This is a genomic window from Janthinobacterium sp. GW821-FHT03A03 (assembly GCF_059421435.1).
Genome location: NZ_JBWKUZ010000002.1, coordinates 123,169 through 137,269, shown reverse-complemented (window position 1 = coordinate 137,269; position 14,101 = coordinate 123,169). Strand labels below are relative to the sequence as shown.

12 protein-coding genes are annotated in these 14,101 nt (G+C 53.2%); 9 read left to right on the top strand and 3 right to left on the bottom strand.

Annotation, left to right across the window (positions count from 1 at the left end; genetic code table 11):
* Window positions 1-15: 15 nt before the first annotated feature.
* The 3 genes from AC07VI_RS07155 to AC07VI_RS07145 are packed head-to-tail and all read left to right on the top strand — an operon-like array spanning window position 16 to window position 3,034.
* On the top strand, window positions 16-1,170 hold the full coding sequence (locus AC07VI_RS07155) for an ATP-binding domain-containing protein (protein WP_492994195.1): 1,155 nt from the start codon (window positions 16-18) through the stop codon (window positions 1,168-1,170).
* Window positions 1,170-2,534, top strand: coding sequence for a hypothetical protein (locus tag AC07VI_RS07150; RefSeq protein WP_492994193.1), 1,365 nt, complete (start codon window positions 1,170-1,172; stop codon window positions 2,532-2,534). Before AC07VI_RS07155 ends, AC07VI_RS07150 begins: the two co-directional genes overlap by 1 nt.
* On the top strand, window positions 2,534-3,034 hold the full coding sequence (locus AC07VI_RS07145) for a hypothetical protein (RefSeq protein WP_492994191.1): 501 nt from the start codon (window positions 2,534-2,536) through the stop codon (window positions 3,032-3,034). Before AC07VI_RS07150 ends, AC07VI_RS07145 begins: the two co-directional genes overlap by 1 nt.
* 118 nt (window positions 3,035-3,152) lie before the next feature.
* Here AC07VI_RS07145 and AC07VI_RS07140 read toward each other — a convergent pair whose 3' ends face one another.
* Window positions 3,153-4,103 (bottom strand): site-specific integrase, encoded by a 951-nt coding sequence (locus tag AC07VI_RS07140; RefSeq protein ID WP_492994189.1) that lies wholly within the window; start codon window positions 4,101-4,103, stop codon window positions 3,153-3,155.
* A 251-nt stretch (window positions 4,104-4,354) separates the two neighbouring features.
* Here AC07VI_RS07140 and AC07VI_RS07135 point away from each other — a divergent pair, with 251 nt between their 5' ends.
* The 3 genes from AC07VI_RS07135 (at window position 4,355) to AC07VI_RS07125 (ending at window position 8,354) form a co-directional block, all read left to right on the top strand.
* Window positions 4,355-5,368 (top strand): DNA-binding protein, encoded by a 1,014-nt coding sequence (locus tag AC07VI_RS07135; protein WP_492994187.1) that lies wholly within the window; start codon window positions 4,355-4,357, stop codon window positions 5,366-5,368.
* Between the two features lie 150 nt (window positions 5,369-5,518).
* Window positions 5,519-7,177, top strand: coding sequence for an ATP-dependent nuclease (locus AC07VI_RS07130; RefSeq protein ID WP_492994185.1), 1,659 nt, complete (start codon window positions 5,519-5,521; stop codon window positions 7,175-7,177).
* Window positions 7,170-8,354 (top strand): UvrD-helicase domain-containing protein, encoded by a 1,185-nt coding sequence (locus AC07VI_RS07125; RefSeq protein ID WP_492994183.1) that lies wholly within the window; start codon window positions 7,170-7,172, stop codon window positions 8,352-8,354. Before AC07VI_RS07130 ends, AC07VI_RS07125 begins: the two co-directional genes overlap by 8 nt.
* A gap of 93 nt (window positions 8,355-8,447) precedes the next feature.
* On the opposite strand, the gene AC07VI_RS07120 is transcribed toward AC07VI_RS07125, so the two are convergent.
* Complete coding sequence (locus AC07VI_RS07120; RefSeq protein ID WP_492994181.1) at window positions 8,448-8,939, bottom strand: helix-turn-helix transcriptional regulator; 492 nt, start codon at window positions 8,937-8,939, stop codon at window positions 8,448-8,450.
* A 646-nt stretch (window positions 8,940-9,585) separates the two neighbouring features.
* On the opposite strand from AC07VI_RS07120, the gene AC07VI_RS07115 reads away from it, so the two are divergent.
* The 3 genes from AC07VI_RS07115 (at window position 9,586) to AC07VI_RS07105 (ending at window position 13,403) form a co-directional block, all read left to right on the top strand.
* A complete protein-coding gene (locus tag AC07VI_RS07115) occupies window positions 9,586-9,729 on the top strand; it encodes a hypothetical protein (RefSeq protein ID WP_492994179.1) in 144 nt (47 codons plus the stop codon).
* A gap of 450 nt (window positions 9,730-10,179) precedes the next feature.
* Entirely contained in the window at window positions 10,180-11,754 is a 1,575-nt protein-coding gene (locus tag AC07VI_RS07110; RefSeq protein WP_492994177.1) for a PA domain protein, read from the top strand.
* Between the two features lie 323 nt (window positions 11,755-12,077).
* On the top strand, window positions 12,078-13,403 hold the full coding sequence (locus AC07VI_RS07105; protein ID WP_492994175.1) for a chitinase: 1,326 nt from the start codon (window positions 12,078-12,080) through the stop codon (window positions 13,401-13,403).
* Window positions 13,404-13,437: 34 nt separating this feature from the next.
* On the opposite strand, the gene AC07VI_RS07100 is transcribed toward AC07VI_RS07105, so the two are convergent.
* Window positions 13,438-14,022, bottom strand: coding sequence for a TetR/AcrR family transcriptional regulator (locus AC07VI_RS07100; protein ID WP_086147780.1), 585 nt, complete (start codon window positions 14,020-14,022; stop codon window positions 13,438-13,440).
* Between the last annotated feature and the right edge of the window lie 79 nt (window positions 14,023-14,101).

The window sequence follows — 14,101 nt, the reverse complement described above, 5'->3', positions numbered from 1 at the left end:
GTAGGAGAACTAGCTATGTCTAGCTTGTGGTGGAAAGACCCGAGTGATTTACTTGAGGAACAGAATGATATTCTTGACCTTCCTTTGGAAGATAATCTCGTAATTAAGGGTCCACCCGGAAGCGGGAAAACGAACCTGCTTCTTTTACGGGCAAATCATCTTTTTCTGGGCGACTATTCGCATCTATATATTGTTGTTTTTGGTTCGGTATTGAGGAATTTTATCAAAACCGGTGGCGGCCAATATAAATTTCCTCAGGATAAGGTGGTGACCCATGCTGCGCTATTCAATCAGATATTGAATGAGCATGGGGTTAAGCTCGACACTGACGGGATGGACCTCATGGACGCCCGGAAAGTCAAAGCCTCAGCGCTTTTGCAATTGATTAAAGATAGGCAACTTGGTAAGGTCTATAACGCACTTTTACTTGATGAAGCGCAGGACTATCTGATCGACGAGATTCGAATTTTCCGTGCTATCGCTGATATTGTCGTCGCAACCGCTGACTCGAGGCAACGGGTTTACGAAATTGCTGAAGATTCAAATGCGGAACTTATGGAAATTGGTGAACTCTATGAATTAAAACATCATTATAGGAATGGCACTGCCATTTGCAAGCTCGCTGATGGAATCATGAAGGGAAAAGCAGAACATATTCCGATGGTAACCCATTCTCGATATGATGAATTAAACTATCCATCACGTGTAACACCAAAATTCGGTTTAGCTATTGAGGATCAGGCCATCGCAATAGCCGAGCAGATTCGGGACCAACGTCTTGCATATCCAGATGAATTGATTGGCGTTTTGTGTCCAAGAAAAGAGGAAGTTAATTTTATTCACAAACATCTGAGTTCGACTTTGCTCGCGGATCAAGTTACACTGTGTGGCAGTAAGGGATTTGATGCGGAGCGGAGGATATGGGTTAGCACGATCGCCTCGGCAAAGGGACTCGAATTCCGAGCCGTTCATTTAGCCGGACTGGATTTCTTGAGTCGTATGCGAGGGGTGCAGCGTCGGCTTGCTTTTACCGGTGTTACGCGGGCCAAGACGGCACTTAGCCTTTATTATGAGAAATCGGTTCCAGGATATTTAGAATCGGCGATTAGATTGCTAAATCCAGAAAAAAAGGCAATCACAAGGGCAAACATATTCGGCAAGGATAAATAATGTGGCATACAATTATTAAGCGGCGTGAACTCCTTGAAATGAGTCAATTCGTGCAGCGCACTTTTTCCATGGAAGGCAGTATCTCTCAGGCAATTTATAATTTTCCGGCGGCACCAAAAACATTGCTGGCATTCTGGGATGAAGACCCGGCGCGTGTTAACCGCGCAACTTTGCCCTCGCTGGTAATTATGCGCAGTGCAGAGATTAATGAGTTCTTTGCGGCAGTAAACTCCTCTAGTTCAACTCCAACTCCATTCTCAGCATTCTCTCGGGTGCTTTCATTGGAGGATGCAATGAGTTTTAATCATTTTGATTCCGTAGATCATTATAAAAAAACTCCAATAATTGAAGCCGTACTTTCACTTTCATTTATTGAATCGATTTACCATGCGTCAGGTAAATTAATTGTGTCTGACCTATCACCAGCGATATGCAAACGAACGTTTTCTTATACTTGGGCGAGAGCTCTGACCAACAACACCAACGTTGACTATCTAGATTTCTTACCTGATCTATGGTTGGAGGCCTTAAGCCTTTCAGGGAACAATGAACGTATTGATATGATGCAATCCACAATTTCGGATTGCTTGCCAATTCTCCATCTTGCTGCTCAGCTCTACCTCGATATCGACAGCAAGAATGACGTTATGTTGCTTTGCAAAGCTTTGGTCGAAGAGGACCACTCTGCACTTGAAAAAGCTTGGAAAAACATGGTTCGTGATGTTCCTGGTCAGCCATCCATTCGTCAAATAGCGGAATCAACCAGGGAAGAGCGAGGAAGTTATTTCCAATCACTACTGAACGTTGCAACGCGCGTAGAGTCAGAAGACTTACGTGCCGCATGTGCTTTCCTAGCCACACAAATTTCGCCTCGCACGTTCGACCATCTTCAGCTCTTGCTTCCATTTCAAGATAGGAGATTGGCGTTGTGGTACACATTCATGGCGGCACTTCAACGTGCAAGGGGGGAGTTAGGCTTTAGCGGTGGATTGGGAAGTCGCGTTGCAAGGGATATTGCGAGACGTGAGGAACTCAAGGATCGGCCAACTTCAGATATTTCTCTGCCAGAGCTCAGAATCGTAGCAAAGTTCGGTGTAGAGAATTTAGTTCGAAAATTGAGCCATTCAAATGAAATTGAAGTTGAGATTGCTCCTTGCGTTCCGGCGAGTTTTCGTTTCTCCCATTCAAATAACAAACAATCAGGTCTTTTCCAAGACAGCACCGCAACAAAACCGATGTCCGAGTATGAGCGCTTGCTAGGAGTAATTGATTCACTAACTGAAATCTCCAAATCGATGCAATCCGCGAGTTACAGTGATGAGAGCAAGTCACCAAAACGTGCACGAAAGAAATATATTGAATAATGATCAAATCATTTGAAAACTTGGCCTTTTATCGAGGTCTGAGCGGATCTAATAAATTAGTCGAGCCTTTCATAAAGGCCGTACGCAAAGATCGAAAACCTCGCAACTTCTCATTGCCACTTCATAATGAGGCTGATGCTTGGTTTTTAAAAAAATTTGGCATAAAATATAGGAGCCAAGCACTCTTTCTAACCGGCTCAAGGTTTATTGCTCAAGGTTATGCGTCTGATCCTTCTAATGTGGTCCGAATAATTCCAATCGGCGAATATACTTATTGCTGGTCTCCTCAGCGAAAAGATTTATTATTTTATGATACCGTTAAAGAAAAAATTAAACTTCAGGATTATTTGGATGGCAGTGATTATCAGGAAGACAACCTCGTCGATGCAGCAGCCAGCGGTCATGAAGTCATGCTTTGCTGTGATCGCTATATCGCAATACCTGTCGAATTGTTAGAAGAAGAGGAGGGGAAATCCCATCATCTCATTTTAACCCCATGATTCCGTCTTACGAATATGACGACCAGTTCATTGTATCGGATACGCGTAGCTATACGTGGTGCTATAACGCAATGCGTTTCACTTTTTGCATGAATTAAGGCAATGTCATTGTGCATTATCACTTGCAATCAGTAGGGCGCAGGGCATGTTCGATGCGGCGACGGTTAAAGGAATCTTCCCTGTCAATGTAACGCATGGCGGACTGCACGTTTTTCCACCCAACGTGTGCCATGAGGGTGCTTAAATCCCATCCATTGGCTGTCGCCCAGCTGGCAAAGCCGCGCCGCAATGAGTGCGCGCTGTACAGATCAGGCGCGTCCACGCCGGCGTCGTGCAGGATAGTGCGCAGGAGTGGTACCAAGCTGTCGATATTGAGACCGGTAGGGCGGATGTTACCCCAGCGATCAATTGCGCGGAACACTGGACCGTCCGGCAATGCCGCTGCAGTGACCCACTTCTCGTAAGCGGTGACCGGGCACAGGCGCGATAGAAGTGGCACCTTGAAGCTGCTGCCTTTAAACTGGCGGTCCCCTTTTGTTCGCGGCAGGAAGCATGTCATCCCTTCGCCTGGAGTGATGTGAACGTGCTCTATTTGCAGGTGGGTTATCTCATCGCCGCGAAACCCGCGCCAGAATCCGAGCAGAAACAGTGCCTTGTTGCGACGGTAGCGCAACTCGTCCCCCAGTGCTCCCTGCGCTTGTGCCGCGTCAGCGCCGGCCGTCAACCAATGATCGACTAGTTTGAGTTGATCGATCTGAAAGGGTTTTGCCCGCTTTTCCTGGACTGGGTATAAGGTCTGGATGCCACGCAAGACCTGGCGTACCACTGGTTCTTTGGTCGGATCTGGAAAGCCTTGATCGAGATGCCACTTGGCCAATGCAGCCAACCGCTGACGAAGGGTATTGACGGAATGTTTGTCGGCGCGATTGGCCAGGTAGCGCGCAATGCTGTCTGGGGTGGCCGGCAAAAAACCGCCCCATTCCACCTCGAAGTCGCGGATAGCGCTTTGATAACTCTGCCGGGTATTTTCGCGTGTGGCGGCCTGCAGGAAGCGATCGATATCAGACATGGCAAGCAACGCTGAAGGAAGGTGGGCAAGGGCAGTGATGTGGTCGTTGGCAAAAGGAGGGGTGCCGCGTTTGTCTGACGTTCAGGCTAAATGTGCAGGTGCACTGTCAAAACTTAATAAAACCTAGCCTGACACAGGATAAGAATACATTATCCGGCCTCAATTTCAAGCAGAATCTCGCCTTGATTTTCGCCAAAAATGGTATGTAATTACATGGTATGTAATATCTTATCTTATTTCGTGGACGCACCATGGCACGTGCTGGACTCTATTATTCCGATGTCAAAAAAGCACGTGATGCGTTGCTTGCGCAAGGCCGGCACCCATCTGTCGACGCAGTGCGCGTTGCCCTGGGCAACACAGGCTCCAAAACCACCATCCATAAATATCTGAAAGAACTGGAAGCGGAGGAGGGCAGCCACGACGGCCGCAAGGCGCCGATCAGCGATGCGTTGCAGGATATCGTGGCGCGGTTGGCGACGCGGTTGCACGAGGAAGCGAGTGAACGTATTGCCTTGATCGAGGTAGACCTTGCTAAGCGGGAACGCGACCATTCCGGGATCGTAACTGGCTTGCAACAGGAGATGGCTTCGTTGCAAGAGCAACTACGTCAAGCCAAGGCTTACGTCGAAGAAATAGGGCGGGCACATAACGACACAAGTATGCGCCTGCAAGAAGAATGCATCTCCCGTCACACTGCCCAACAGCAGGTGGTTGATCTTCAGGAGCGCCTAGATGAAAACGAGGCATACCGACGATCGCTGGAAGAAAAACATACCCATGCGCATAACTCGCTAGAACACTATAGGCAATCCGTCAAAGAGCAGCGTGAGCAGGAGCTGCGTCGCCACGAGCAACAGCTTCAACAACTACAGGCGGAGTTACGGCAGCAACAGCAGGCTGTAGTGAAAAAGCAGGAAGAATCGACACGTTTAAACCAGGAAGGTGCTCGGCTCGTTGCTGCACTTTCGCACGCTGAGAAGTCCCTTTATGACGAGCAGGCTCGAGGGCGCCAACTCAGCGAACAGCTTGCGACCAGCCAAAGTACGGCACGACAGGTCGAAGTGATGTTGGCGCAAGTTGCCGGCAACGAGCGTTTGATAGAGACACTCGGAGAACAGTTGGTCCAGACAGCGGCGCAAACAGAGATGCTATCAACCCAAGCAAAAACGCTGGAATCTGCATTAATTGCAGCGCAAATTACGCTCGCTTCACAACAGGAAATCATTAGTGATCTGCGTGGCCGCAATCCCAAACTTGATTGAACTGAGTTCAACGACAGAAAGGGCGATTTAAACCTAGTCTAGCCCTTTGCGTTCCTAGCTCATTGCCATGTAGACAAAACGTCACTTCAGAGGTATCGTTTGTTTTCATGGCAATGCACCATCATGGAGTAATATTTAGAAGGGTTTAAAGTGCACGTTAAATCGATTAAGCTGATCAACTTCAAAAAATTTCGTGACGAGCTTCTTGAGTTCAATGACGATGTCAATATTTTCGTAGGCGATAACAATGCCGGAAAAAGTACGATTTTAGAAGCATTAGAAATTGTGCTAAATTACAACCATCGTGGACGGCCCTTCAATGGCGAATTTTCGCCCGATCTTTTCAATCAAGATGCGGTCAACCTCTTCCTCGCCTCCGACAAGACGTCGAAGTACCTACCCGTTCTGACCATCGAAGCCTATATTGAAGGTGTGCCTGAGTACCGTGGCACGAATAATAGCCTCAAGGCAGATGCCCAAGGAGTCGTAGTACAAGCCTGTTTCGATGTGTTATTAGAGGACGTGTATGAGAAATACCTGCTGACCAATCCTAGTATCACTAGTATTCCGATCGAGTTTTATAAGTTGGAATGGCTCGATTTTGGCTGGAACCCGATTAGGCCGATAGCAAAGAAGTTCAAAGCTCTTTACATTGATCCGACACGAATCCACCCCACCATAGGGAAGAATCAGTATATCTCTAGCATTCTCAACACTGCGCTCGAGAAAGAAGAACTGGTAAAACTAACCCTCAATTATCGTGAAAACCTACAGGTATTTAACAACTCCGGAGAGGTCATGACGGTTAATGCCAACCTTGACACGGCTCACCTCATCACGGATCGCAGGCTCACCATTGCAGCAAGTACCTTACCAGCGGGGGCCATCCAGACGGGCCTGCAACTAAAGGTGGATGATGTGCCATTTCATTTCATCGGCAAGGGGGAGCAAAGCAATGTGCAAATCAAGCTTGCTATACAGAACAAATCCCACGATATCGATTTAGTGATGATGGAAGAGCCCGAAAACCATTTATCCCACACTAATTTAAACAAGCTTGTGCACTACGTTGAGAACCAGAGGGCAGACAAGCAACTTTTCCTGACTACCCATAGCTCTTATGTGCTGAACAAGCTCAGCATCGACAAGATTTGCTTAGTACAGTCAGGGTACAAAAGGTTGCATACACTTGACGCTCAAGTTGTGAAGACACTTAAGCGTCTTCCTGGCTACGATACCCTACGAGTAGCACTATCGAGCAAGGTGATTTTGGTTGAGGGACCGTCGGATGAACTGGTGCTCAAGAAGATCTACCAGCGAAAACATAATCGACTGCCTGAGCAGGATGGGATTGATATCATTGTAGTGCGCGGGGTTGGCTTCAAGACGTTCATTGAGGTGGGAAAACAGATTGGTACCAAAATCCATGTACTAAGGGATAATGACGGAGACTATCAAGGTAACGTTGTGCAAGGACGTCTGGAATACGCTAAATTTCCCAATGTCAAACTGTTTTCATCAATTAACGACAATGAATTTTCGCTTGAGCCAGCGATGATCTATGCCAATGCGATCGATATCGAAACACTTGATGCGTTTGCAAAAGAGGTGCTATCGGCTCCGACCTACAAACTCTATGATGCGAATCTCACTTTACAAGACAGAAGGGAGAATTTGATTCAATGGTTTAAGAGCATAAAAGGCAATGGCAAAGGTGCTCGCAAGGTCGATTCAGCCATCAGGCTCTTTGATGGTGAGTTAAATTTCAAATACCCAGAATTCTTGGATGAGGTACTTAATTTTGCCTAATGAACTTTGGATCGCGGGCGCCGGATCGGGTAAAACGCATAAAATCATCACTGACGCGATTGAAGTCATCAATGGTGGGGGGAGGGTATTGGTAATCACCTATACCACCAACAACCAAGCAGAACTGCGTGCACGCTTTGTCGAACTGTACGGCGCCAGTAGCGAACACTTTATTGTCAAAGGGCTTTTCACGTTTTATCTCGAAGATATGGTGCGCCCCTATCAACGCGTGGTATTTCCCGATCGAATCACGACCATCTCATTCACTGAATCCAATCCTCACTTGATGCCGGGTACAACTTTTCATATTAAAGGAAGAGGTGAAAAGAGGGCTGACGGAACGATCAATCCACTGCATTACCTTACACCTTGCAAAACCAAGGCCTACTCTGGATTGTTAGCAAAGCTTGCGACTCATATTGCGAAGCAATCCAAAGATGCAGCAGCTAGGCGGCTGAATGAAGTTTATGAGAGGATTTTTTTTGATGAAGTGCAGGATTTGGTCGGTTGGGATTACGATGTGATCAAATCTATCAACAAGGTGATGCCCAACTCGATCTGTTGTGTCGGGGACTTTCGGCAGACGATTTACACTACAACGTTTGGCCATAAGGCTCCGCAGACGCTTCAGGAGAAGGTTGATTACCTTGTCGTCAAGCTGAAGTTTGAAAAAAAATCGATGCCTAAAAATCGTAGATGCGTCCAGGAAATCTGTGACCTATCCGATACGATACATGCTGGACTGTATGACAAGACGATATCCGGAGTTGAGAAAATTCCTGAAGATATCGCCCATCACTGTGGTGCGTTTATAGTAAAGCAGTCCCAAGTAACTGGGTATCTGACTGCCTTTCAACCCCAAGTACTCCGCTGGTCGTCGACAACTGGCCGTAAATATCTGCCAGATAACCTCCTATGTTATACGTTCGGGTCTTGCAAAGGTCTCGGCTTTGACCGCGTACTGGTAATTCCACCGGATAAGCACCTGAAATTTCTTGGCGGCGATCTTACAGTTTTCGAAAAGGATAAAACGGAAGAGTCGCGGAACAAGTTTTATGTCGCGGTTACCAGGGCTCGCTACAGCCTAGCGTTTGTAGTTGAGGACAAGTTAGCAAATATTTTGCCTTACCCAGTGTGGGATGGCGTTGGCTCGCTCGAAGCGGCGAATAAAACTTGAGACAGGCTAGCTGACGACGAGGTGACGAAGTCATCGTCACCTCGGATGACATGCTGAATCTGCAGCATCTGCCGTACCTTACGAATATAACGATTATAGCCAGAGATTACTGCGTACACTACCTAGTTGCCGGGCCAATTGGCCAACGCATGCCCAAATGTGCGCTGGTGGGACAGCTCCCAGATGCGCAGTTTCCTCGACCGCCATCACGACTATCTGCAGGGGCGTTTCGTCTAGAAAGTGTAGCAATTGCGATTGATTGTTACTCGGCACTTGACCGGTAGTCAAGGCCTGCCGCAGTTGCTCGCTGCTAATTTCGCCCTTGTAGCTGACACTCGCGTTTTTTGCCGCCATCCACAAACCGCGCTTTTTCTCCCTGGCCTTGACCGTCGGCAGGGCAAAACTGAGTCCAAGTACACCCAGCAGTTTCACCACGCGTCCAAAACTCAAGTCGGTGATGGTTCCAACTTCCAATTGCTGCACCGTCTGGCGCGACAGACCTGCCAACCGCGCCAGGCGAAGCTGCGTCAACCCAAGGTCCAAGCGACGGACGCGGACTGCTTTGCCGACTTCGTAGAGGTGCATGAGTTACCGTTCTTGTGGTGTACAAAATATTCTACATCCTTTTTTCTGGCGAGCGGAGTGCGTTTTAGACCGATGCGATCTGTGCAGGCTCGCGGCACGTCAACAATTGACGAGTGGGATAGGTGATTGTTCGAGACACTGTGCGACAGCAAGTTGATCTTTTTCATCCTCAGATCTCCACGACACTAAGTTGATCTTTTTCGGTCTGAAACCCCAAAGTACTCAGAATGCTGTCGCGGGAGTACTCACAATGCTGTCGGCGTACTAGTAGCAAATTCACTTCAGAAGCAGTAGCACATTTACTTCAAAGTACGGCGGGCAGGAGGATCTGCCTGGTACCCTCCATCTTCAATTTGACATAATATAAATTATGCGAAGAATTAGGTGGATCTGAAAAAATCCCCGTACTGCCCGATATGGAATCGCAATACCGATTTACGGCCTTCGCTCCTTCACAGTCTCAGATAAGCAATGCGATGCCCAAGCCTGCGATGCGGCAAGCTTGTTTTTCACCACGCCACGCACACTCCCGGGCCTATCTGGCCCGAGTCCTGCGCCGCGAAGCGCGCGCCGTGCATGGCTGGCTCGGCGGTACGGTAATCGGGCCTGCCTGCCGGGCTTCGGAAGCCGTGCCCCTGCGCCACAGATGGCGCAAGCTGACGGCGGCCGTCCGATGGATATGGCGGCGCTCGGGCCGTGCCTGGGCGTCATGCGCGGCAGCGCGCGGGCAAAAAAAAGCCGCAAAATCAGAGATTCGCGGCTCGACGACTACGTGCAGATTGCGCTGTAACGGGTTTTACAGGGGGCGCCCGCAACACTTGCAGCGCTCACGCTTATTATTGATAATTTCAGCCCGGAAGCACCAGGCAGACAGCGCGACACCGATGACTATCAGAGCGACACAAATAGCGACGTCAGTTTGGTATGGAGTCATTTCATTCCTAACCATGCAGAAAAGAAAACTTATTTTATCAAGTAAATCGTTTTGTGTTGTTGTTTTATAGCAAAGGTTGTCGATCTGCTGGCCCTTGCCATGCCTGACGCGCGCGGAATGGCCCGTTGGCATGCCGCGCACGATAGGATTGCAAATCCATAAGGACCGGGATTTGCTCGTGTAAGATTGCCCGCCTTTCTGTTTTGCCGGACATGCTTGACTTCCTCGATGACATTTGCAGCGAAACATAACAATAGAATCAATAATTTACAGGCGATTGTGCAGGCAAAGTCTCAAGGTGCTTGCGTGGCGCCGGCGCGCGCTGCCTTGCTGTCGTCCCGTCACCGTTCGCGCTGTCTGCTGCACGCGGGCGCCGCGCTGGCCGTTGTGGCAGCTCTGTCCGCCTGTGCCAGCAAGCCCGGTCCCTGGCCGGCACGCGCCCTGCCGCCCGCGGCTGCCGTGACGGTAGACGCCACGCAATTCCTGTCCAGAAAACAGCTGGTGGACTGGCAATACGACCTGGACGAGCGCCTTTTGCGCGCCACGGGCTCGCCCCGGCACGAGGGATATATCGACGCATTGCATGAACGCCTGGCGCGCGCCGGTGTCAAACAACTGCGCTTTGAACCGGTCAGCTTGCGGCAATGGTCGGTGGCCCCGGAAAACTGGGGCCTGGAAGTGCTTGATGGCGAGCGGCCTGGCGTGCTGCGTTCGGCCGGCTACATTGCGTATTCGGGCGTCACGCCGCCGTCCGGCATTGCGGGACGCATCGTCTACCTGGCGCCCGGCAGCCGGCCCGACGCCAGCCTGGCGGGCAAACTGGTGCTTGTCGAGATGCCGACGGTGGCGTGGACGGGCGAGGTGTTCCACCAGGCGGCCGTGCACGTCCACGACCCGCGGAAGGCCATGGGGCCGGATACGCCGTATGCGCGCCCGTTCCAGATGCTGGGGCCGTTCATCGCCCTGCTGGACAGCCTGCAGGCGGCCGGTGCGGCGGGCGTGATCGTCATCCTGGATACGCCGGCCTTGTCGTCGGACGGCCTGTATGCGCCCCTCGATGGCGTGGTGCGCCAGCTGCCCGGCGTGTTTATCGACCATGACCGGGGCCAGCGCCTGCGTGACCGCGTGTTGGCGGGCACGGCGCCCGTCCTGCGGCTGACCATGGCGGCCACCGTGCGGCAGGTGCAGACGCGCAACCTGGTCGGCATCATCCCCGGCAAGTCCGGGGAATTGATGGTGCTGGCTAGTCACACGGATGGCGCGAACGGGCTGGAAGACAATGGGCCGAACGCCATCGTCGACATGGCCCGATACCTGGCGCGCCTGCCGCAGGACAGCTTGCCGCGCAGCGTCATGCTGCTGCTGACGGGCGGCCATTTCGCGGGCGGCGCGGGCGTCGAGCAGTTTATGGATCGGCACAAGGACGACGGCTTGACGCAGCGCATGGCGGCGATGCTCACCATCGGGCACCTGGGCGCGCTGGAAGAGCCTGCTTTCACCAACGGTTATCTGCGGCCCACGGGCAGCTTCGAGCCGGCCGTGCTGTTTACGCCGCGCACGCCGGCCCTGATGGAGGCGTCCTACGCCATGCTCAGGCAAGCCGGAGCGGCGCCCGGGTTCGTATTGCCACACAATAATTCTGGCGGCGGCCGTGCCAGGAATGCCGCCTGGCCTGATGCCGGACAGACTTTCCCTGGCGTGCAGCCGATTCCCACGATGCATTACATCAAGGCGCCGGCCTGCCAGTTCAACTATGGCATCGGCACCGTGACCCGGGTGGATTACCGGCTGATGCAGCGCGAAACCGTGGCCTTGACGCAGATGCTGCTGGACCTGTCGCGCGTGCCGTACGCCGATTTGCGCAAGGAAACCGCGCCGTAGCCGCCGCAAGACCTTGCCCGGCATCCGCCTCCCTTCCCCGCCCTGCTCCCGGCGCCGGTTTTGCCCTGCGCGTCTCCACGGGACAGGACAACAGCGCCCCGGACGCCATTGCGCAGACCATACCAGCGCACCGGAAAACAGGCACTGGTATGGCCCGCATCGCCCATTGTCTGGGGCAAGGCTGCAACTGGTCTTGTGATCTGGCGCAAAGAACAAAACCAGTTGACTACCACCTGCATTGCTTGCACCCTGAAACAGCGGACGGTGTCCAGCCGCCCGGCCATGATAAAAACACACAAGGAGATGCAATGAACCGGACAGTCATGAATAGCCTCATCATTACCCTTTTCGGCGGCACGCTGGCCGCCTGCGGCGGTGGCGGCGATGGAGCCGGCGCAGGCGCCAGCGTGCTGCTGGCCGGCGCCACCGAAGCGGCCGCCTGCTACGCGCCGTGGAACAGCGGCACGGCCTACAACGGCGGCGGCAAGGCCAGTTATAACAACATCAATTACACGGCCAACTGGTGGACACAGGGGAATAACCCCTCGACCAGCAGCGGCGGCGCCGGCAGCGGCCAGCCATGGACGGCGGCGGGAGACTGCGGCACGCCGACGCCGACTCCAACTCCTACGCCAACACCCACCCCGACGCCTACCCCGACACCGACACCAACGCCGACACCGACGCCGACACCGACGCCGACCGGCCTGGCGAAACATGCGCTGATCGGCTACTGGCACAACTTCACCAACCCCAGCGGCGCCACGTATCCGATCAGCCAGGTCAGCGACGACTGGGATGTGATCGTCGTCTCGTTCGGCGACAACGCGGGCGGCGGCAATGTCAGCCTGACCATCGATCCGGGCGCGGGCACGGAAGCGCAATTCATCGCCGACGTGGCCGCCAAGCGGGCGAAAGGCAAGAAAGTCATCCTGTCGCTGGGCGGGCAAAACGGTTCCGTTTCCGTCGGCAACACGGCCGAAGCGACGAATTTCACCAACAGCCTGTACGCCATCATCACCAAATATGGCTTCGACGGCATCGACCTGGACCTGGAAAACGGCGTGGCGCAAGGCGCGGCCATCCAGACTTATCTGCCGATCGCCGTGAAAAACCTGAAAGCCAGGGTCGGCAGCAGCTTCTACCTGTCGATGGCGCCCGAATGGGTGTACGTGGAAGGGGGATATACGAGCTACGGCAGCATCTGGGGCGCCTACATTCCCATCATCAACGCCCTGCGCAGCGAGCTGACGGTGCTGCACCCGCAGTACTACAACAATGGCGACATCTACACGCCCTACGCCACGGGCGCCATCAAGGCCGGTTCGGCCGACCAGCTGGTGGCCACGGCGCGCATGCTGATCGAGGGTTTTAATTATGGCGGCAACACCTTCGCCGGCCTGCGTCCGGACCAGGTGGGCTTCGGCGTGCCGTCGGGCCGCAGCTCGGCCGGATCAGGCTTCACGACGAATGCCGACGTCAGCAACGCCCTCAATTGCCTGACGCGCCTGCTCAACTGCGGCACCATCAAGCCGCTGCAGGCGTATCCGGACTTCCGCGGCGTGATGACCTGGTCGATCAACTGGGACCGCCACGACGGCTATAACTTCTCCGCGCCGACGAAAGCCGTGCTCAAGACCTTGCCGTAAGCGCCTTGGCCGACTGCGCATGGGGGCAACAAGCTCACATGCGCAGCAGCGCCGCGCCCAGCACGCGCATCTGCAGCGCAATGCCGTGGCGCAACGCTTCCCCTCCCCCCTGCGTGTGCTTGATGCCATCCATGGTGGCCACCAGCAAGGCGGCCACTTGCGCGGCATCCGCGTCTACCCGGCGCAGCGCGATATCGCCTGCCGCTTCGGCCTGTTCCAGCGCGCCGGCCAGCGACGCCGCCAAGGTCGCCCGCGCCGTCAAGGTGGCGTCGGCCGCCAGGGTCATGTTAGCGTCGAACAACTCCTGCCCGTGGGCGCTGGCGGAGATTTCCGCCATCAAGCCTTGCTGGAACGCCAGCAGCGCCGTTTCGATGCGCGCAAAGACGGGGCCGGATACGGCGAGCGCCGCAGTTACCTGCGCCATGACGGTGGCATGGGCCCGTTCGGAGCCGGCGCGGAACACGTCTTCCTTGTTCTTGAAGTGCAAATACAGCGCCGCGCGCGACATGCCGGCCGCCTGCGCGATGTCGAGCATCGACGTCTTGCGGTAGCCGTAGCGGCAAAACACGGCCAGCGCCGCATCGAGGATGTGCTGGCTTTTCAGGGTATCGGTCGTCATGCGGTCATATTGACACTTTGAGTATATAGTGTCAACATGACTTCTGGACAAAAACCGTCAAAGTGTCAACCACCCGAAC